A 21,269-nucleotide genomic window follows, 5' to 3' on the forward strand; every position below is an offset into this window, starting at 1 on the left:
GTAAGGAGAAACCGAAGAAATGATAGAAACTATTGTAAAACAGGCAGAAGAAGATTGTCGTAATATTTATAAGCAAATAAATGAGGTGACTGAAAAAAACCAGGAACGGGTCTTACATGCATTTGTAAATCACCGAATTAGTGACAGTCATTTTCATTCTACAAGTGGTTACGGATACGATGATATAGGTCGCGAAGGTATTGAAGCTGTGTATGCAGAAGTATTTGGCGGAGAAGATGCACTAGTCAGACCACAAATCGTTTCTGGGACCCATGCTATTACGACAACCCTTTTTGGGCTATTACGACCGGGAGATGAATTAATCTACGTTACAGGTAAACCGTATGACACATTGGAAGAGGTTATAGGACTTAGAGGCTCCAATACTGGGTCACTGAAAGACTTTCAAATTGACTATAAAGAAGTTCCGCTTTCAGATGAAGGCTCCATTTCTTTCAAGCAAGTGGCTAATGCTATTTCTGAGAAAACAAAGGTGGTTGGAATTCAGCGGTCAAAAGGTTACGATGACCGTCCCTCTTTTACCATAGAAGAGATTAAAGAAATGGTCCAATTTATAAAAGAAATTAATAATAAGATTATTGTATTTGTAGATAATTGTTATGGGGAGTTTGTGGAAGAAAAAGAACCATTACATGTCGGTGCCGATATTATGGCTGGTTCTTTAATTAAGAACCCTGGTGGGGGGATTGTTCGTGCAGGCGGATACATAGTAGGCAGACAGGATTTAATAGAAAATTGTGCTAATCGTTTAACTGCTCCAGGACTGGGGAAGGAAACAGGGGCAACTTTCCATATGCTGCAGGAAATGTTTCAAGGTTTTTTCTTAGCACCTCATGTTGTCGGAGAATCGCTAAAAGGAGCTGTATTTACGTCCAGATTTTTAGAGCTGGCAGGGTTCCAAACATCGCCACATTATTCAGCAAAACGTACCGATTTAATACAATCTGTTACGTTCCAGCAAGCAGATCAAATGATTGCTTTTTGCCAAGCGATTCAGAAGAATTCACCCGTCAATTCCTATGTAACACCATACCCTAGTGAAATGCCTGGCTATGAAGACGAGGTAATTATGGCGGCAGGTACATTTATCCAAGGTGCAAGTATCGAACTGTCAGCTGATGGTCCAATTAGAGAGCCTTATACTGCTTTTGTACAGGGAGGACTAACATATGCCCATGTAAAGATTGCTATTGTACAAGCGGTTAAACATTTAATTCAACAAGGGCACCTTTCCATGAAATAAAGAAAATCTCAATCGATGGGGGGGTAGATTGTTAAGTGAACAAATTAACATTAACTTACTATTTATTTCTCAACTATTTTTAGTAGGCTCTTTTCGCAAAAGTTTGTTGCTATGAATTGATATAAAATGCGAATATGTTTAATTTGAGATAATACTACCGCTATGGAAATACACTACGCTTTCCGCGGGCGGCTGGTGAGGCTCCTCGTGCTGTCTTCTTTAGGGGTCTCACCGATGCCTCTTTTCCCGCAGGAGTCTCCGTGTATTTCCTCCGCTAGTTTGGTGCTCTTGGCTTTCTAGCATGTGATTATGCTATAAAATATACCACTATAAGATGGTTGATTGTAGCGGAGGGCAGTCGACTCCTGCGGGAATAGCACGTGTCCAGACCTGAGCAGGAAGTGGTTTTCTTCCGAGGAGGCTGAGGCCGTGCCCTAAGGTCCGCGACTGCCCGGAGCGGAAATCAACATAGCACCCATCCCATCAGACATTTATTCTTAATTAAGTTAGTCAGGAGTTTATATAAAATGCGAACTAAAATCTTCATTTAAAAAGCAACAATCTTTTAGAAAACAGCCTTTTCTTAAAATATCTTTCATTTTGGAAGTAAGGGGGTACAGCGGTAAATCGTGTGTTAAAATTTTCTAAAAAAATAATGTAAGAAATACTAACATGAGGTTGACACATAACCTGACATGTAATATACTGATAATTAGAAAAAGGGTTAGGGGGTAATCTTTTGAATGATAAAGAGCGTCGTTCGATGCCCTTGTTCTCTATAGGGATAGTCATGAAATTGACTGAACTAACAGCAAGACAAATAAGATATTATGAAGAACATGAGTTAGTTTTTCCGGAAAGAACTTCAGGAAACCAGCGATTATTTTCCTTTAATGATGTAGATAGATTGCTGGAAATTAAGGATCTGTTAGACAAGGGATTAAATTTGGCAGGAATTAAGCTTTTGCTTGATGAATCCGTTGAGGAAAAACAGAAACAATCGGAAGTTAAGAATTCAGAACTGTCAGATAGGGAGCTGAGAACCATTTTGAAAAATGAGCTGAAGCATGCCGGCAGACTAGGTCAAACTAATTTAAGGCAAGGGGAACTATCCAGATTTTTTGTAAACCGTTAAAAAGTATTGGAAAATAAAGCTACATATTAAGCTTAGTTTTTCTTAAAAATACTTCAATAAATATCAATTTTTAGGAGGAGACCGAATGGGAAGATTTACGAGAGAAGATGTAGTAAAACAAATAAAAGAGCAGAATGTGAAGTTTATTCGCCTGCAATTCACTGACATGTTAGGAACAATCAAAAACGTGGAAATTCCGCTTAGTCAGTTGGAAAAAGCGCTAGACAATAAAATGATGTTTGATGGTTCTTCCATTGAAGGATTTGTTCGCATTGAAGAATCAGATATGTATTTATATCCGGATCTGGACACTTTTGTTGTATTTCCTTGGACATCTGAAAAAGGAAAAGTTGCACGTTTTATTTGTGATATTTATAAACCAGATGGGACACCATTTGAAGGAGATCCTAGATATAACCTTAAACGCAACCTTAAGAAAATGGAAGAACTTGGATTTGATGCATTTAATATTGGTACCGAGCCAGAATTCTTCTTATTTAAATTAGATGAAAAAGGCAATCCTTCATTAGAGTTAAATGACCAAGGTGGTTATTTTGACTTAGCACCGACAGATTTAGGGGAAAATTGCCGACGTGATATTGTTCTTGAATTAGAGGAAATGGGATTTGAAATTGAAGCATCTCACCATGAGGTAGCTCCTGGTCAGCATGAAATTGATTTTAAATATTCTGATGCTGTCAAACATGCGGATGATATTCAAACATTTAAATTAGTTGTTAAGACCATCGCAAGAAAACATAATTTACATGCTACATTCATGCCTAAACCATTGTTTGGGGTAAATGGTTCCGGAATGCATGTAAACATGTCACTTTTCCAAAATGGAGAAAATGCGTTCTTTGATCCAAATGGTGATAAGGAACTTAGTGAAACAGCATATCAATTTATTGCCGGTATCATCAAACATTCTAAAGGTTTTACAGCTGTTACTAATCCGACGGTTAATTCATATAAACGCTTAGTACCAGGATATGAAGCTCCAAGTTATATTGCTTGGTCAGCATCCAACAGAAGTCCTTTAGTACGTATTCCAAATTCACGTGGTATAAGTACTCGTGTTGAGGCTCGTAGTGTAGACCCATCTGCGAATCCTTATTTAGCTCTTTCTTCCTTGTTAGCCGCAGGATTGGATGGGGTTCAGAATAAATTAACTCCACCTGCAGCGGTAGACCGCAATATCTATGTTATGTCCAGGGAAGAGCGTGAAGAAGCAGGTATTCAGGATTTACCAAGTACACTTGCAGAAGCGTTGGAAGGTTTAAAGAAAGATGAAGTAATTGTTAACTCTCTAGGTGAACACTTATTTGAACATTTTGTTGAAGCAAAAGAAATTGAGTGGGATATGTTCCGTACACAAGTCCATCCTTGGGAAAGAGAACAATATATTACAACTTATTAACCTAAAAAAGAAGCAAAAGTCAGCTGACTTTTGCTTCTTTTTATTTTACTAGAATACTATAAAAAATATAGATTTTATGAAGTACAGTCGACATTTCTATATATATCGAATCAAGTAGCTTTCTTAAAAAATATTGCGATATAAACCAATTACTTTTCCGAGAATCGTAACATTGGAATAAATTAATGGTTCCATTGTTGCATTTTCAGGCTGCAGTCGAATATGATCCTTTTCCTTAAAAAAGCGTTTAACTGTAGCCTCATTATCCTCCGTCATGGCAACAACGATATCCCCATTATTTGCTGTGTTTTGCTGTTTTACGATAACCATGTCTTTATCTAATATACCTGCTTCTATCATACTTTCCCCATCGATAACAAGGACGAATAAATTATCGTCAGGACTAGCATTGGAACTGGGCAGTGGAATAAACTCTTCAATGTTCTCTACTGCAGTTATAGGCAAGCCTGCTGTTACTTTTCCGATAACAGGTGCGTAACGAGGCTCTTCTTTAGGAATATGACTATCTTCTGCTTGATCAAGAATTTCAATTGCCCTTGGTTTTGTTGGGTCCCTTCTTATGTATCCTTTGCTTTCTAACCTTTCTAAATGACCGTGCACAGTGGAGCTGGATGCTAGTCCTACAGCTAATGCAATTTCCCGAACAGAAGGCGGATATCCTTTTTTAGTTACTTCATCTTTTATAAAATCAAGTATCATTTGTTGTCTTTTTGAAAGTTTTGTCATCTATTACACCCCTTACTCATAGGATTTATTAATGATAGTTTACCATTTTAAGTATACTTAAGCAAACATTCGTTCGAAAAAACATTGACAAGACCATATGTTCGTGTAATAATAACAGAAGATAACGAACAAAGGTTCTATTATTCGGTAAGGAGGACTTTTTATGTTTGAAAATATCACAAAAACGGATTTATTTTACTTAGTATCATTTGCATTAACGCTAGGTTTTTTATATGTTTCTATTATAATCAGTGGATGATAAGGAGCTATACAATTGAGAGCGATTGTTTATTGCCGTGTTAGTACGGACAAGACAACCCAGGAAACTTCCTTAGCCAGACAAAAGGAAGAATTGCTGAAATTAGCTGAACGCCATCATATTTCGGTTGTAGAGTGTATAGAAGAAAAAGAGAGTGGATATGAAATAGACCGAAATGGGATTTTTACTATGTTGGATTATTTTGCTGCAGGAGAAGCAGATTGTTTAGTCATTCAAGATGAGACGAGACTTGGTCGTGGGAATACAAAGATTGCTTTGTTTCATCAATTACATAAATTACAAATTCCTATTTATACTGCCATTCACGATGGTGAACTGGAATTATCAGAGTCAGACTCCATGGTGCTTCAGATTGTTGGGATTGTAGAAGAATATCAGCGAAAAATTCATAATGCTAAAATTAAAAGGGGAATGAAGCGAGCTGTTTCACAGGGATACAATCCTGCCAAAAATTTGGCTAATCAGCATCAGGCAACTGGCAGGGATAGAATTGATTTTCCTATGGAAGAAGTAATAAGGCTGCGTCAAAATAAATTAACCTTTGACGAAATTACAAAAACTCTAAATGGAATGGGTTATGATGTTTCCAAGGCAACCGTTCATAGAAGATACCAGGAATTTCGTAAAACTTGAATATCTTATAATGGAATAGTAAGATTTATGGCAAGAACAAAGATAATGTTCTTGTTTTTTATTTTAGTTCAAAGGAAGGAAAATATAAATGCTTTCAAAAGATAAATTAAGTCGTATTAATGAACTGGCAAGAAAATCAAAAAGTGAAGGACTTACCGATAAGGAAAAAACAGAACAGAAAGACCTTCGGCAAGAGTATTTAAAAAATGTACGAAAATCGTTTAAAAGTCATATGAAAACGATGACCGTTATTGACCCTCGAGGTAATGATGTGACTCCGAAAAAAGTAAAGGATATACAGGAAAGAAATAAGAAACATTAACGGTTTTTGAATAAAAAAACGTTAATTTTCTATTTTGTTTAAGAAATAAACAAATATTACTTGTGACAAATTAAATTTCAATATAGAATAAGAAAGGGTACTTACATCACAAGTGGAAGGAGCAAATATTATGTCGAATATTGAAAATTTATCAATCAATACGATTCGTACTTTATCAATTGATGCAATTGAAAAGGCAAATTCAGGACACCCTGGATTACCAATGGGGGCTGCCCCAATGGCTTATACATTATGGACAGATTTCATGAATCATAATCCTAATAACTCAAAATGGTTTAATCGTGATCGTTTTGTATTATCTGCAGGTCATGGTTCCATGCTTTTATATAGCTTGCTTCACCTATCTGGTTATAATGTAACCATCGATGACCTGAAAGAATTTCGTCAATGGGGATCTAAAACTCCAGGACATCCGGAAGTACATCATACGGATGGAGTAGAAGCAACTACTGGTCCTTTAGGTCAAGGTATTGCTATGTCTGTTGGTATGGCAATGGCAGAATCTCATCTTGCTGCTAAATTTAACAAAGAGGATCTTTCCGTAGTAGACCACTACACTTATGCGCTTGTAAGTGATGGTGACTTGATGGAAGGAATTTCACACGAAGCTGCTTCTTTGGCTGGTCATTTGAAATTAGGTAAGTTAATTGCTTTATATGATTCAAATGATATTTCCTTGGACGGTGACTTACATAAGTCATTCTCAGAAAACACGGAACAACGCTTTAAAGCATACGGCTGGCAAGTAATCCGTGTTGAAGATGGTAATGATGTGAATGAAATTAGAAAAGCCATTAAAGCTGCACAAGAAAATACGGAACAACCAACCCTAATTGAAGTAAGAACTATCATTGGTTATGGTTCTCCAAATAAATCAGCTTCAGCAGCATCACACGGGGCCCCACTTGGTGGAGACGAAGTGAAACTTACAAAAGAATTTTATGAATGGGAACATGAAGAGTTCCGAGTTCCGGATGAAGTATACGCAGATTTCAATGAAAAAATTGTTAAAGATGGTGAAGCGAAAGAAGCGGCATGGAATGAATTACTAAACACATATAAAGAAAAGTATCCAGAATTAGCAAACCAACTTGAACTAGCAATGAAAGGTGAATTACCAGAAGGATGGGAAAATGATCTTCCTGTTTATGAATCTGGTTCTTCTTTAGCTTCTCGTGCATCCTCAGGTGAAGTGTTAAACGGAATCGCAAAATCCGTTCCAAACTTCTTTGGTGGTAGTGCGGACTTAGCTGGTTCAAATAAAACTTATATCAACGGGGAGGAAGATTTTTCCCGAGATAACTATTCTGGCAAAAATATCTGGTTTGGTGTACGTGAACATGCAATGGGTGCAGCACTAAACGGTATGGCATTGCATGGAGGATTGAAAGTATTTGGTGGTACATTCTTTGTATTTAGTGACTACTTAAAACCTTCTATCCGTTTGGCATCTATTATGAATCAACCTGTAACCTATGTATTTACTCATGATTCCATTGCAGTCGGGGAAGATGGGCCTACACATGAGCCTATTGAACAATTAGCAGGATTACGTGCGATACCAGGGTTATCAGTAATTCGTCCAGCTGATGGAAATGAAACACAAGCTGCATGGCGTTTGGCAATTGAATCAACAGACACACCTACAGCATTAGTTTTAACAAGGCAAAATTTGCCAACACTGGAAGGAACGAAAGAGAATGCTTATGAAGGTGTGAAAAAAGGTGCATACGTAGTAAGTAAATCAGAGAAAGAAACTCCTGATGCAATTCTACTTGCTTCTGGATCAGAAGTTTCTCTTGCAGTGAATGCACAAAAAGAACTTAAAGCAAAAGGCATTGATGCAAGTGTTGTAAGTATGCCTTCTTGGGATCGCTTCAACGAACAAGATGAAGCATACAAGAATGAAGTGATTCCTCCACAAGTGAAAAATCGTGTGGCGATTGAAATGGCTTCTTCCCTTGGTTGGCATAAATACGCTGGAGATAATGGTATCGTATTAGCTATCGACACATTTGGTGCTTCAGCTCCTGGAGATAAAGTGATTGCAGAATACGGCTTTACAGTAGACAACGTAGTGAAACAAGTTGAAAGTTTAGTGAAGTAATACCATACGGAAAGATGACTTCTATTCGGAAGTCATCTTTTTTTATTGCTTAGGAAATTAAAATGTAAAACCTGTGGATAATTTTTATTACTATAAGGAGCCACATCCAGCTCTAGCGCCCAGCGACTAGCGAGACTTCCTTCACCTCCGTACGATAAAGAAGACTTGCCGATTGGTGAAACCAGAGGCTTAGTCGCACTTATACCCTTGCGGTGAAAGTCAACATCGACTCCCTTCGTTCGTCGTGTTTCCTTTATCTCCTGCGGGGACTGTTCGGTTAAAACCGCCGCTTTGCGCGGCAACACCGAACCACCTGGCATGGTCAGGCGCAGTCAGTACGTCGCTAAACGGGCGCTTGCGTTTTTGTTCCGCTGTTTTCTAAAATATGATTGCCTTTAAAAGGAAAATGTTAGTTTGCATTTTATATAAACTCCTGACTAATGAAAATTCCTATTGTGATGCTCTCGCTTGTTCTAGATGATAGCGGACTTCTTTCGCTTCGGCAGAATACATACAGTTCGTGGGTACTACCTAAAGCCTCCTCGCGGAAAACCACCACTGCTTAGGTCTGGAACGTGCTATTCCCACAGGATAAGGAACGCGAACTGCAGCACTACATCGCACAAAGAAAATCGATTTTTATTTTCGAGGAGTCTATGTATTCTGCTACGCTAATACTGGTTTTATAATTAATGTATAGTTATAACCTTTAAAAGTGACGTATGATAAGTTTCTTTTTAACTGGAGAGAGTACTCTAGAAAAATAAACTGTTCCCAGATTCAATTTTGCATCACTCAGATAGAATGTTTAATAGTACAAAACCAGCGTAGTGTATCTCCGGAGCGGTAAGTTGATACTCCAACATCATTTAAAGTTAGTCTGAAGTTTATATCAATTTAATAATATCCACCTTTACAAAAAATGCATCTTTACAAATAGGATGTTATAAGAACAAATATTTATGGCCTGGTAAACTATTTATTTATGGAGAGTCGACAAAACTAGTGGTAGTTTGCGTGATAAATTGACATTATTCTTATATTAAATCCGTATAATAGAATAAAAAGGGAGGCATTCTATATGTATGATTATTCTATTTACTGGATTAAAGAGGAAATTTCAAATCATTACTTTCATAAAAGTGATATTTTATACCGTTTCTTTAAAGAATACCAAAATAATCAAAATAATGTAGATTTAAGGAACCAGTACCTCTATATTACGAATGACTTCGATAAAGAGATCATTATTTCCCATATAAAAAACTATTTAAAAGATCATGTTAGGCTACATATAAATAAAGCTTATTTGGAAATATACAATAATAAACAATATATTTCTTTACATATAGGTAAAAAACAATTAAAATTTCGAAGTGGGTCACTACAAGATGCAGAAGACTTATTATTTCCTATGTTACGTATATTTCAGCCATTTTTATTTGTTGTCGGAAATACTCACCAGAATTATGGTTGGATATCCCCAATGAAAATTCCTAGAGGTGAACAAAGGACTCAAGTATTGTATTCTTGTCGTTGATTTAATATACTGTATAAGAGACAACACGAAGGAGGAAACTTGAAATGGCTACAATTTGGGTCGTACTAATTGCTATAGCAGCGTTAATAGCTGGTGTTGCTCTTGGTTTTTTCCTTGCAAGGAAATATATGATGGATTACTTGAAAAAGAATCCTCCGATTAATGAGCAAATGCTTCGTACCTTAATGATGCAAATGGGTCAAAAACCATCCCAAAAGAAAATTAATCAAATGATGCGTGCAATGAATAATCAAGTGGAGAAAAAATAGCAATTATATCATTCAATGCTATCCCATTGTACACAAAATACCCCTTACTGACTGTTAGGGGTATTTTTGTTTCTCACGCGACTAACTGGCTGTAAGGTCTTCATTTCAGTCAGAGCGAATGCCAGTTTCTCTAAATGAACAATTAAATTACTTCCATTTCATCTTTATTTTGTTAAAATGAAGAGATAAGGGGGATTATATATGTCTGAAATTAATATATTCCTTGCTTTTGGAGCGGGGTTCCTGTCGTTTGTTTCACCTTGTGTATTACCACTGTTTCCCGTATTTTTATCTTATATTACTGGAATGAGTGTAAGCGAAATCAACGATGAAAATAAAAAGTTAAATAAAAAAGCATTGATGCATACATTATGTTTTTTGCTAGGATTTTCAAGTATCTTCGTTATGATTGGATTTACAACCACTTTCATTTCCGAGTTTTTGTTGACCTATCAGGACATCATTAGACAAATAGGTGCCATATTAATTATTTTCTTTGGCTTGGTTATTATTGGTGTATTTAATTTTAAATTTCTAATGAAAGACAGAAAAATAACGTTTAAAAATCGTCCAGCCGGTTTTTTTGGATCTTTTATTATTGGTATGGCATTTTCATTAGGATGGACACCATGTACTGGGCCGATTTTAGCCATTGTCCTTTCTTTGGCAGCTACAAATCCTGAGGTTGGTCTAGTCATGATGATCAGTTATATACTAGGTTTTTCTATTCCATTTTTACTTTTAGCAATGTTTATTGGTAAATTTCATTGGATTAAAAAACATAGCCAACGTTTAATTAAAATTGGCGGATATATAATGATTTTTACCGGTGTAGCGCTATTTTTTGATTGGATGACGAAACTGACTGCATTCCTGGCAGGTTTCTTTGGCTTTTCAGGCTTTTAATGAATTTTTCCACGTGGTATAATTTATTTAGTATTGATTATTTTTGAAATAGGATAAGGAGATTTAATATGATTCGACCAAACAACCTGATATTACGTACAACTACTTCATTAATTGCATTCCTGCTATTAGGTTTCTCCATTTACTCGTTTTTTGCTGGACATAATGCTCCGGGTGGAGGATTTATTGGAGGATTAATGACAGCCGGTGCTATTTTACTGCTTTATATGTCTTATGGTATAGAAACAGTAGATGAAATGCTTCCAATTAATTATACGACATTAATTTCATCTGGATTAGCAATAGCTGTTGGAACGGGTGTTGGCTCCTTTATATTTGGTGCTCCATTTTTATCACACACATTTGGGTATTTTCATTTTCCAATTTTTGGTGAGGTGGAGTTAGCGACCGCTATGCTGTTTGATTTAGGAGTTTATTTAACAGTAGTTGGTGTAGTAATGACCATCATTTTAACTATTGCAAACGATCAGGAATAGTTAGGGGGCATACGTATGGCAAAGATACTTGTAGTCGATGATGCTAAATTTATGAGGGTTACATTAGCAAATATGCTGGAAAAAGCAAATCATGAAATAGTGGGGGAAGCAAAGGATGGGGAAGAAGCAATTGCAAAGTACAAAGAACTTTCACCTGACATAATTACAATGGACTTAACCATGCCTGGCATGAATGGAATTGATGCCACTAGAGAGATTATGAAATGGAATCAACATGCTATTATTATTGTATGCTCTGCCTTGGGACAGCAAAAAGTGGTTACAGAAGCAATTGAGGCTGGAGCAAAAGACTATATCATTAAACCGTTTGATGAAACCCGTGTGATAGAAACCGTAAATCGGTTATTGTCAAGAAATCATCCCCTTTCAACTACATAATTGTGCGTGTTCAAAAAGAGGATAAAAAGGATCAAAAAATTAGGGTGGCGTTGCTCGCGGCACCGGAGTAGCATTAAAAAGGTGTATGAGGAGCAAAAAGGCAAGCTAACTTGCTTCCAGAGATGTGGAGACTTCGACGTTAGATATAGGACGTGCGGCTATTCAGTCGAGAATCTCCTCTCTAAGTGGCTTTTTTACCGGACTTTTTGTACATCCCCAAATAATTTTTTATGTTCTAAATAGGAGTAAGTCCACTCTTTGTATAAATGTGGTCTTACTTCTTTTGTACACATTAGGAAAGTTTAAAATTTTAGGTGATGCGATGCAGCCGCAGTTTTTATAATGCTTCAAGTAAAAGAAAAACGAACATATCGCAAAATGGATGGATAAATGCGAGTTTTTCCAGCGCTGTTGCGTTGCCACTAAATCAAAAAGTGAAGAATTAAAAAGCAACAAAACTTTTATAATAAAGTTAGCATTTTATTTTTTTGCTATGAGAGAGTGATTGTTTATGTTTTGGGTAATCGCAAGTACTATTGGGTTTGCAACCATGGCAATTATTGCAATATTTATTCGATTGAAGGCAGCCAAAAGACCCGCTTCCATTAAAAAAATCATCTTACCACCAATCATGATGAGTACGGGGATGCTCATGTTTATTTTTCCGATATTCCAAGTTAGTTTGATTCAAGTGCTAGAAGCATTTATCGTTGGTATGATTTTTTCTATATTCTTAATAAAAACTTCCAAATTTGAGGTGCGGGACAATAACATTTATCTAATCCCTTCTCGAGTTTTTCCATTTATATTATTTGGTTTATTAGTACTTAGACTGATAGTTAAATTAATTGTTGGAAGCTATATATCACTCGGTGAAACTACCGGTATGTTCTTTATTCTCGCATTGGGTATGATTATAACATGGCGATTGACCATGCTGTTTCAATATTTACAAATAAGAAAGACGATATGATAAAAAGGCTGTTTTCTAAAAGATGGACTGCCCGGAGTGAAATCGGGCGGAGTACTATACTAGTTTGTATTTTTATATTTACTGCGAGGTAAAAAACAACAAAAGCTTACAAGAAGGAAATAAAAAAAGCGCTAACTTTTATCTTACTGGTTAGGCGCTTTTTTATTTCCTTTTTTGTATTTAGTTTGCCAATTTTCTGCATAGTTCTCTTTTGATAGCGTAAATAAATGTTCATAGGGAGTCACATCAATCTGTTTTTCTTTCAGCTTTTTTCTTAAAAATTTATGATCTCGTTTTGGTGTAGCTAGAATATAGCCCTCAATAATTATTTCCTGTGTAATCCTCGTTTCCTGTTTTTTTAGAGCAACCTCGCCAATTTTGCTTGCTATACTTTGTTTGGCTACATCCCTAAAAAGCTCGGGAACGGGTGACACCAGTTCATCTAATAATTGTTTCCCTTCCTCTTTCCACATGTGTTTGGTTTTTTCTAAATAATGCATTTCCCAGTCCATCATGGATTTTCCATCTTCCTTAGGGATTTGTTTAAGAAATTTACGAAACATAAAAAATCCGCCAATGGACAGCAAACTAATAAGCAGAAAACCCCATAAAACTAATATAATCTCCATGTTTTCACCTTATTCTGTAGATAGATTTATTTTTTACCAGTTCAAGAATGTTCTTATATAATTAAATATTTATTTTATTTTTCATAGGATTTATAGTATTATTACATAATAATAGGATACCATTACAATTTTAATTATAATATTCATAAATCAGACAAACAAGTATCATATTCGATAGGATCTTTCATATACTAGAAATATAGATACTAAAACGTTATAAAGGGGAGGTTGTGATGAGATTTGAAAATATTAAGACCAACGTTAGTGAGACAAATCCATCTCTTACTGAGCAATTAATTGATGATCAAAACAAGCATGAATGCTTTTCAAATTACTCAATGCTGCCCTTAACTGTACTTGACTGGATTGAAAATAACCAAAGTGAGGTTATTATTGTTTGTGATGCAAATGGGAAGATTATTTTTGTCTCCAGCTCCATTGAAAGATTGTTAGGTTATAAAAAAGATGAATTAATTGGAACATATTGGCATGAACTCCTTACAGCAGAGGAGAGCAAGTACATTTCTAAAAGCTATGAGAATATAGAAAATATTAATCAGTGTTTCACTATTGGTCTTATTCATAAAAATGGAGAGCAAATGTCTACGGAATGTCTTTTATGTAAAGTGATGGATAATCCGGATAAGAAAGCTTACTATGCCCTGACACTAAAAGACCTGACAGAGCGAAAAGAAGCAGAAGAAATGCTGGTCAGATCGGAGAAGATGTCTGTAGCAGGGCAGCTTGCTGCCGGAGTTGCTCATGAAATTCGTAATCCTTTAACATCGATTAAAGGGTTTCTGCAGCTGTTACAAGCCGGAGTAAACCGTAAAGAAGAATATTATAAAATTATGATTGAAGAGATTGAAAAAATGGAAAAAATCACTTCAGAGCTGCTATTCATATCTAAGCCGATGACGGACCTTAAACGAATAGAATCTGTTCTTGAAATGATCGAGGATACGGTAAGCCTTCTCCAGACCCAGGCTAAACTTAATAATATTGAAATTGTTGTTAAGCAACCGATAACAGAATCGGTTTACTGTGATAAATCACAGATTAAACAAGTACTGATCAATATTGTTAAAAATGCCATTGAAGCAATGGGTCAATCAGGGGAAATAACAATTAGTACTCATACTACGAATGATAATATAAGTATACATATCACAGATGAAGGTCCAGGAATTCCAGAGGAGATTATACATAAACTGGGAGAGCCTTTCTTTACGACGAAGAAAAATGGCACTGGACTTGGAATCATGATTTCCAAACAAATATTGGAAGAGCATCACGGTTCCCTTGAAATTATGCAGAATAAAGATAAAGGCAGTACGTTTAAATTAAATTTTCCTAAAGAGGAGTAATAAAAACATCTATATTCATAGGTGTTTTTTATTTTACATGAAATGAGGGTAGTCAGCCCTTCTTATACAGAATTCGTTTTCCATATAGTTCATGAAGCGATTAATGAATATGGATTTAGAAAAGAAAAGATATAATTAAAACTTATCACAATGCATAACTTTTTAATATAGGTTGACAAGCTGAAATTAATTGTCTAATCACCATTAATCCTATAATATATATAGTGTAGGAATTCTATTTAATATTTTTATAGTTTTCATTTGTATGGGATTTCTTGTCGATTTTTCCTTTATTTGATTAAAAGTTGACAATGAAGAAAGGGGCAATAATATGGGGAAAGACAATAAGTTTAACACAAAGAAACAGTTTGAGCTAAATGGAAAGAAGTACAATTACTATGAACTAAAAGCTTTAGAAGAGGCTGGATTAGGCTCTATTAAACGATTACCATTTTCTGTTCGTGTACTTTTAGAATCTGTTGTTCGCCAGTATGATGGACATCAAATTAAAGACCAACATGTGAAAGGCCTTGCAAAATGGGGAACAAAAGAAGGTAAAGATGCAGAAGTACCATTTAAACCTTCACGAGTTATTCTTCAGGATTTTACAGGTGTACCAGCTGTCGTTGACCTGGCTTCTTTACGAAAAGCGATGGTAGACCTTGGTGGTAAACCGGATGAAATTAACCCTGAAGTTCCAGTTGATCTCGTTATTGACCACTCTGTTCAGGTTGACCAATATGGAACACCAAATGCACTTGGAGCCAATATGGATTTGGAATTTGAACGGAATGCTGAACGTTATGAATTCTTGAATTGGGCACAGAAAGCATTTGATAATTATCGTGCAGTACCACCAGCAACAGGTATCGTTCACCAGGTGAACCTAGAATACATTGCTAATGTTGTTCATGGAGTTGAAAATGAAAACGGTGAAATTGATGCATTTCCTGATACCTTAGTTGGTACCGATTCACATACTACGATGATTAATGGTTTAGGTGTGCTTGGCTGGGGTGTTGGCGGTATCGAAGCTGAAGCTGGTATGCTTGGTCAGCCATCTTATATTCCTCAACCGGAAGTAATCGGTGTGAAATTCACAGGAAGTTTTCCTAACGGAACGACTGCAACGGATTTAGCTTTAAAAGTTACCCAAGTTCTGCGTGAGAAAAATGTTGTAGGGAAATTTGTTGAGTATTTTGGACCTGGATTACAGGACATGCCATTAGCAGATCGGGCAACGATATCCAACATGGCGCCTGAGTATGGTGCAACTTGCGGCTTCTTCCCTGTTGACGCTGAATCATTGAATTACTTACGTTTAACAGGTAGAAGCGAGGAACAAATTAAATTAGTTGAAAAATACTGTAAAGCAAATAACCTGTGGTACAGTTCAGATCAACCTGACCCGGAATATACAGAAGTTGTGGAAATTAATCTATCGGAATTAGAACCAAATCTTTCAGGTCCTAAGCGTCCACAGGATTTAATTCCGTTATCAAAAATGCAAGACGAGTTTAACAAAGCAGTAACAGCACCTGAAGGTAACCAGGGATTTGGACTTGATAAATCGGAGTTTGATAAAGAAGTTACCATTGAAAATCCGGATGGTTCGAAATCGGTGATGAGAACTGGTTCTATTGCAATCGCTGCAATTACATCATGTACAAATACCTCTAACCCGTATGTAATGTTAGGTGCAGGTTTGATTGCGAAAAAAGCAGTGGAAAAAGGATTGAAGGTGCCTGGATATGTAAAAACTTCACTTGCACCAGGTTCAAAAGTTGTAACACGCTATTTGGAAGATGCAGGATTACAAGACTATTTAGATCATTTAGGATTTAATTTGGTCGGATATGGCTGTACAACATGTATCGGTAACTCAGGTCCATTGCGTGAAGATATTGAAAAAGCAATTCAGGATAGTGATTTGCTTGCATCATCTGTATTGTCTGGTAACCGTAACTTTGAAGGACGTATCCATCCATTAGTGAAAGCAAACTATTTGGCTTCACCACCACTTGTCGTTGCATATGCACTGGCTGGAACAGTAGATATTAATCTGGCTGTTGATCCAATTGGTCAAGATGCAGATGGAAATGATGTATATATGAATGACATTTGGCCAACAATGCAAGAAATTAAAAATGAAGTTCAAAAAGTTGTTACACCAGAAATTTTCCGTAAAGAATATGAAAATGTATTCGAATCAAATGAAAAATGGAATTCCATTGAAACTACGGATGAGCCGTTATTCGAGTGGGATAATGATTCAACATATATTCAAAATCCTCCATTTTTCGAAGGGTTATCTAAAGAACCTGGAACGGTTGATAATTTGAATGGGTTACGTGCGATAGGAAAATTTGGGGATTCGGTAACAACAGACCATATCTCTCCAGCAGGGGCAATTGCTAAAGATATGCCAGCCGGTAAATATTTACAGGAAAAAGGTGTTTCTCCAAGAAACTTCAACTCTTATGGTTCTCGACGTGGTAACCATGAAGTGATGATGCGCGGTACTTTTGCCAATATTCGTATTCGTAACCAATTGGCTCCAGGAACAGAAGGTGGATATACTACTTACTGGCCAACTGGGGAAATTATGCCAATATACGATGCGGCTATGAAATATCAGCAAGATGGAACAGGCTTAGCAGTCATTGCCGGTAAAGATTATGGAATGGGATCTTCACGAGACTGGGCTGCAAAAGGAACCAATCTTTTAGGAATTAAAATGGTCATTGCTGAAAGTTTTGAACGTATTCACCGTTCAAATTTAGTAATGATGGGTGTATTACCATTGCAATTTCAAAAAGGAGACAGCGCTGAAAAATTAGGGTTAAGTGGAAAAGAATCATTTAACGTTGAGATTGACGAAAATGTAAAGCCGCATGATCTTGTTAAAGTAACAGCAGTTGATGAAGAGTCTGGAAAAGAAACAACCTTCGAAGCAACTGTACGCTTTGATAGTGAAGTGGAAGTGGATTATTATCGTCATGGTGGAATTCTGCAAATGGTACTACGAAACAAAGTAGCTGCAGAAGCCAAGTAAATCATTTGTAATTGGCAAAAGAGGCTGGGACAATAATATTTTAGTCAATGAAAAATCCGAACAATAACCTATTGTTCGGATTTTTTCTGGTTGACTGTTGCGTTTTGCAGAAAATTTTATTTATCGGAACAGATGGTGTTGTACAGCAACCTAGAAAAATTGGACCAATGACCTATTATTATGTCTGAAATGATGAATGAATTAAATTAATTTGCAAGACTATTATAAAATCAACCATAAATGGCTACACTTCTTTTAAAAAGTTAAAGGGAGTGAATGACTATTTCTCTGAAAAAAAAGTTGACATTTGAAGAATTGGTACAGCAAAACCGTAAGCAAATTTTAGAAGATAATGTCTTATTAGACAAAATTGAACAAAAATTAGAAAAAAAGTTTAGAGAAGCCAAATAAGCGAATCTTCAATCGGTGTGTGTTTTCATCCCTCACTGATTGCTAGTACCGATAAGGGCATATATCTAAAGGCCTCTGAACGACAGTTGTTAACTGGCCGCTAATCCCACTAAGTAATTCTTGTATTATCTCGATTTAGTGAATTGTGAGTGCAGCCAGTTAGTCACATATAAATAGTAATAAAAAATGTCCCTTTCTATTTGAAAGGGGCATTTTTTTGTATAGACAATATTTTTTTAGAAAAAATAAAGATAGCTTTTATTAGAAAGGAGAATACAAATGACAGAAAAACATCATCAACCAAAGCCAGATGATCGAAGTGATAACGTGGAAAAACTGCAAAATATGGTAGAAGACACGATACAAAATATGGAAAAAGCAGAAGGCACATTAGAGCATTCCCAAGGCCAGGAAAGGGAACAAATTATAGCCAAGAACCAACGCCGGGAAGAAGCTATTGAGGGAATGCGTGAAGAAATTAAAGACGAGTACCATGATCAAAAATAATAGGTCGTAAACTGTAAAACCTCAGATCTAAATGATTTGAGGTTTTACATACGTTAGTGGATAAGTTATCTATTTCACTTCGTTTATGTATTCATGATAAAATAAGGAGGATCAGTATCTAGGGGAGGAAAAAAATTGAATAAAGTCAACACTCCAATCGAAGTAAGATATCAGGAAACAGATCAAATGGGAGTCGTTTATCACGCAAATTATTTAGTATGGTTTGAAATTGGACGGACAAAATATATAGAAAATTTAGGTTTGAGCTATGCAAAAATGGAGCAGGAAAATGTCGTCTCTCCTGTGATCAATGCCAATATTTCATTTAAAAAACCAGTTCGTTATGGTGAAGCGGCATTTGTTGAAACATGGCTGGAAGAATATGATGGATTACGAACCGTTTATGGTTATCATATAGTAAAAGGTAATGGGGAGATAGCTGTAAGTGGCAGTACAGAACATGTTATTGTTCGTAAAGATTCATTTAGGCCTTTATCACTTAGAAGTTCCTTTCCTGATTGGCACAAGAAGTATTTACAGCAAGTAAAAGGGGAATAAAGGATGGCTTTTGGACTGAAAAGAGATGAATTAAGAGCTTGGCAGGAAAAAGTAAGATGCGGGAAGATAGCTTTTTTAACGCATTATTGGATGGATGAAAGGTTTCCGGAAAGTTATACTGTTACCAAAGTAGGTTGCAGTGATTTGGAAAAACTCCAAAAATGGGGAGAAAAATACGGATTGGATTCCAAATGGATACATAGAGATGATAAATATCCCCATTTCGACTTGTTTGGTGAATATCAGAGGGAAGTATTGTACAAAGAAAAACAATTTGAACAGATAGAGCGTTTCAACTTATCCCATGACTAAGAAAAAGAACGATACAGGCGGTATTTTATCCTTTTCCTGTATCGTTCTTTTTCGTATTAAGTTGTTCAGGAACATAGTCAACCCCTCCAGGATGGAATGGATGACATTTACTTATCCTTTTTATACTTAAAAATGCTCCTTTAATGACACCAAAGCGCTGAAATGCTTCCAAACTGTAGGTCGAACATGTAGGGTAAAACCTGCAGGAGGGAGGCGTGAATGGGCTAATTGCTTTTTGATAAAATTTGATTATCCCAATAAAGAGATATTTCATTTCATTCACCTGTTTCTTTTATAAAAAATCCTTATGTTTGTATAAGTTTTATTTCCCCCTGCAGCGCAGCATCACGAGGAGGCACACCAGTTGCCCTAAGTGCGTATTTTAATTCCGCAGCAGCCGCGGGAAAACGACAATTCTTTTTTGCAGGACTAGTACCGCCTTAGTCCCAATCGTTTTAAAAATTAGCCTTATCATTTGTTAATAATTATGGCAGTCACTTACATCCATTTAATTTTTGGTTCTGTTCCATTTTTAATTCTTTTTAAATTTTCACGATGACGGTAAAAAACAAAAGCAGTCAACAAAGAAATAATGATAATGAGACCGGTATCCTGGAAGAATATAGATATTATTATAGAGACGACACCAGTAATCATAGAAGATAGAGAAACATATTTAGAAATATATAAGGTTATAAGGAAAGTTAGAATCATGATAACAAACAGCAATGGATAAATGCCCAGTATGATTCCAGCAGATGTCGCTACGGCCTTTCCTCCTTTAAATTTAGCAAAGAGAGGATATGTATGACCGATAACAGCAAATATCCCAATAACCAGACGGTTTACTTCGGCATCAAATAGTAAAGGAAGGAGGACGGCAATTGTACCTTTCAGGATATCTGATAACGTAACTATCATTCCTGCTTTTTTACCCAAAACGCGAAATGCATTGGTTGCACCTAAGTTTCCACTTCCATGTTCTCGAATATCTATTTTATAACCGACTTTCCCAACAATTAGGGCAGATGGAATAGATCCCAATATATAAGCAATCAGACCAAATAAAACATACTCCATAAATCATCCTACTTTCCAAATAATTTTATACCTCATCCCCCCCTTATTTTAGCATGAATGATTAGATAAAGAAGGGGAAGCAATAAGATATAATATTAATTTAATATTGCATATATATATGCTATAGTTAAGAGTAACAACTATTAAGATATATCAACATAGGATGGAAAACAAGCATTTTTTTATTTGTGACGGTATAATCTCTATATAATTTTTTAACAATATGCTGAAAGAAGGGAGTTTTCTGATTTGGCTTGGGAAAATCCATCAAATGATAGGCTCAAGGAAATTTTAGAAACGGTAAAGACGATTGCGGTTGTAGGACTATCAGATAATCCAGAACGAACATCCTATCAAATAGCTAAAATTATGCAGGAAAATGGCTATCGTATTATTCCGGTTAATCCAACAGTAGAAGAAGTATTAGGTGAAAAAGCCTATCCTTCCTTAATGGATGTTCCAGAGGAATTTGATATGATTAATGTATTTAGAAGGCCTGAGTACTTACCGGAAATTGCTAAAGAAGCTGCTAAGACAAATGCACGAATATTTTGGGCACAGCAGGGAATTGTCAATGAGGAGGCTTACCACTATTTAAAAGAGCGTGATTTTACAGTGGTCATGGATCTATGTATCAAAGTCGTTCATGCTGTACTAGTTAAATAAGATATTAAAAGGGATGGCTTAGTAATGTCATCCTTTTATTTTGCTATAAGAGGTTGTTCTATGGAACGTGATTATCATGTAAAACTCAGGCCTTTCTTTTGTATGTGTAAAATACCTTTCTTTTATCGATTATGCATTCTTCTCGAAATTATAGTATACTTATATTCACAT

At 36.0% G+C, this 21,269-nt stretch carries 23 protein-coding genes; 19 read left to right on the forward strand and 4 right to left on the reverse strand.

Annotated features, from left to right (window positions below; all coding sequences use genetic code 11):
• Positions 1-19 precede the first annotated feature (19 nt).
• From GMJ66_RS04495 to glnA, 3 genes are all read left to right on the forward strand, one after another.
• The gene (locus tag GMJ66_RS04495; protein WP_156289140.1) at positions 20-1,264 is read left to right on the forward strand and encodes a methionine gamma-lyase family protein; all 1,245 of its coding nucleotides are present in this window, start codon (positions 20-22) and stop codon (positions 1,262-1,264) included.
• A 739-nt stretch (positions 1,265-2,003) separates the two neighbouring features.
• On the forward strand, positions 2,004-2,399 hold the full coding sequence (locus GMJ66_RS04500) for a MerR family transcriptional regulator (protein WP_197046600.1): 396 nt from the start codon (positions 2,004-2,006) through the stop codon (positions 2,397-2,399).
• Positions 2,400-2,484: 85 nt separating this feature from the next.
• On the forward strand, positions 2,485-3,819 hold the full coding sequence (gene glnA / locus GMJ66_RS04505; protein ID WP_156289141.1) for a type I glutamate--ammonia ligase: 1,335 nt from the start codon (positions 2,485-2,487) through the stop codon (positions 3,817-3,819).
• A gap of 123 nt (positions 3,820-3,942) precedes the next feature.
• Here the strand turns inward: glnA and lexA are convergent, their stop codons facing one another.
• Complete coding sequence (gene lexA, locus GMJ66_RS04510) at positions 3,943-4,566, reverse strand: transcriptional repressor LexA (protein ID WP_156289142.1); 624 nt, start codon at positions 4,564-4,566, stop codon at positions 3,943-3,945.
• Between the two features lie 274 nt (positions 4,567-4,840).
• On the opposite strand from lexA, the gene GMJ66_RS04515 reads away from it, so the two are divergent.
• From GMJ66_RS04515 to GMJ66_RS04555, 9 genes are all read left to right on the forward strand, one after another.
• The gene (locus GMJ66_RS04515) at positions 4,841-5,479 is read left to right on the forward strand and encodes a YneB family resolvase-like protein (RefSeq protein WP_156289143.1); all 639 of its coding nucleotides are present in this window, start codon (positions 4,841-4,843) and stop codon (positions 5,477-5,479) included.
• Positions 5,480-5,567: 88 nt separating this feature from the next.
• A complete protein-coding gene (locus GMJ66_RS04520; RefSeq protein ID WP_156289144.1) occupies positions 5,568-5,801 on the forward strand; it encodes a DUF896 domain-containing protein in 234 nt (77 codons plus the stop codon).
• 130 nt (positions 5,802-5,931) lie between these two features.
• Positions 5,932-7,929 carry a transketolase gene (gene tkt, locus GMJ66_RS04525; protein ID WP_407939197.1) on the forward strand — a complete coding sequence of 666 codons (1,998 nt, stop codon included), beginning with the start codon at positions 5,932-5,934 and terminating at the stop codon, positions 7,927-7,929.
• Between the two features lie 1,081 nt (positions 7,930-9,010).
• Positions 9,011-9,469 (forward strand): sporulation inhibitor of replication protein SirA, encoded by a 459-nt coding sequence (gene sirA / locus GMJ66_RS04530; protein ID WP_156289145.1) that lies wholly within the window; start codon positions 9,011-9,013, stop codon positions 9,467-9,469.
• A gap of 44 nt (positions 9,470-9,513) precedes the next feature.
• On the forward strand, positions 9,514-9,738 hold the full coding sequence (locus tag GMJ66_RS04535; RefSeq protein ID WP_156289146.1) for a YneF family protein: 225 nt from the start codon (positions 9,514-9,516) through the stop codon (positions 9,736-9,738).
• A 201-nt stretch (positions 9,739-9,939) separates the two neighbouring features.
• Complete coding sequence (locus tag GMJ66_RS04540) at positions 9,940-10,644, forward strand: cytochrome c biogenesis CcdA family protein (protein WP_156289147.1); 705 nt, start codon at positions 9,940-9,942, stop codon at positions 10,642-10,644.
• 68 nt (positions 10,645-10,712) lie between these two features.
• Positions 10,713-11,141, forward strand: coding sequence for a Na(+)/H(+) antiporter subunit B (locus tag GMJ66_RS04545; protein WP_156289148.1), 429 nt, complete (start codon positions 10,713-10,715; stop codon positions 11,139-11,141).
• A gap of 15 nt (positions 11,142-11,156) precedes the next feature.
• On the forward strand, positions 11,157-11,540 hold the full coding sequence (locus tag GMJ66_RS04550; protein WP_156289149.1) for a response regulator: 384 nt from the start codon (positions 11,157-11,159) through the stop codon (positions 11,538-11,540).
• 511 nt (positions 11,541-12,051) lie between these two features.
• Positions 12,052-12,513, forward strand: a complete 462-nt coding sequence (locus tag GMJ66_RS04555; protein WP_156289150.1) for a CcdC family protein — start codon at positions 12,052-12,054, stop codon at positions 12,511-12,513.
• Positions 12,514-12,656: 143 nt separating this feature from the next.
• Here the strand turns inward: GMJ66_RS04555 and GMJ66_RS04560 are convergent, their stop codons facing one another.
• The gene (locus GMJ66_RS04560) at positions 12,657-13,142 is read right to left on the reverse strand and encodes a DUF2621 family protein (RefSeq protein ID WP_156289151.1); all 486 of its coding nucleotides are present in this window, start codon (positions 13,140-13,142) and stop codon (positions 12,657-12,659) included.
• A gap of 233 nt (positions 13,143-13,375) precedes the next feature.
• Here GMJ66_RS04560 and GMJ66_RS04565 point away from each other — a divergent pair, with 233 nt between their 5' ends.
• From GMJ66_RS04565 to GMJ66_RS04590, 6 genes are all read left to right on the forward strand, one after another.
• Entirely contained in the window at positions 13,376-14,509 is a 1,134-nt protein-coding gene (locus GMJ66_RS04565; protein WP_231514810.1) for an ATP-binding protein, read from the forward strand.
• Positions 14,510-14,840: 331 nt separating this feature from the next.
• Positions 14,841-17,564: an aconitate hydratase AcnA gene (gene acnA / locus GMJ66_RS04570; RefSeq protein ID WP_156289152.1), complete on the forward strand. Its 2,724-nt coding sequence runs from the start codon at positions 14,841-14,843 to the stop codon at positions 17,562-17,564.
• A 276-nt stretch (positions 17,565-17,840) separates the two neighbouring features.
• Positions 17,841-17,975, forward strand: a complete 135-nt coding sequence (locus GMJ66_RS04575) for an FbpB family small basic protein (protein ID WP_156289153.1) — start codon at positions 17,841-17,843, stop codon at positions 17,973-17,975.
• Between the two features lie 279 nt (positions 17,976-18,254).
• Positions 18,255-18,482, forward strand: a complete 228-nt coding sequence (gene tlp / locus GMJ66_RS04580; RefSeq protein ID WP_156289154.1) for a small acid-soluble spore protein Tlp — start codon at positions 18,255-18,257, stop codon at positions 18,480-18,482.
• Between the two features lie 135 nt (positions 18,483-18,617).
• Positions 18,618-19,040: an acyl-CoA thioesterase gene (locus GMJ66_RS04585; RefSeq protein WP_156289155.1), complete on the forward strand. Its 423-nt coding sequence runs from the start codon at positions 18,618-18,620 to the stop codon at positions 19,038-19,040.
• 3 nt (positions 19,041-19,043) lie between these two features.
• Positions 19,044-19,352: a hypothetical protein gene (locus GMJ66_RS04590; protein ID WP_156289156.1), complete on the forward strand. Its 309-nt coding sequence runs from the start codon at positions 19,044-19,046 to the stop codon at positions 19,350-19,352.
• A gap of 25 nt (positions 19,353-19,377) precedes the next feature.
• On the opposite strand, the gene yidD is transcribed toward GMJ66_RS04590, so the two are convergent.
• Both yidD and plsY read right to left on the reverse strand, forming a co-directional pair.
• Positions 19,378-19,626, reverse strand: a complete 249-nt coding sequence (gene yidD / locus GMJ66_RS04595; protein WP_156289157.1) for a membrane protein insertion efficiency factor YidD — start codon at positions 19,624-19,626, stop codon at positions 19,378-19,380.
• A gap of 224 nt (positions 19,627-19,850) precedes the next feature.
• Positions 19,851-20,432 carry a glycerol-3-phosphate 1-O-acyltransferase PlsY gene (gene plsY / locus GMJ66_RS04600; protein ID WP_156289158.1) on the reverse strand — a complete coding sequence of 194 codons (582 nt, stop codon included), beginning with the start codon at positions 20,430-20,432 and terminating at the stop codon, positions 19,851-19,853.
• Between the two features lie 249 nt (positions 20,433-20,681).
• Between plsY and GMJ66_RS04605 the strand changes: the two genes are divergently transcribed.
• Entirely contained in the window at positions 20,682-21,098 is a 417-nt protein-coding gene (locus GMJ66_RS04605; protein ID WP_156289159.1) for a CoA-binding protein, read from the forward strand.
• The last annotated feature ends 171 nt before the right edge of the window (positions 21,099-21,269 follow it).

Origin of the sequence: Oceanobacillus salinisoli (genome assembly GCF_009733865.1) — a bacterium.
GTDB classification, from domain to species: Bacteria; Bacillota; Bacilli; order Bacillales; family Amphibacillaceae; genus Oceanobacillus; species Oceanobacillus salinisoli.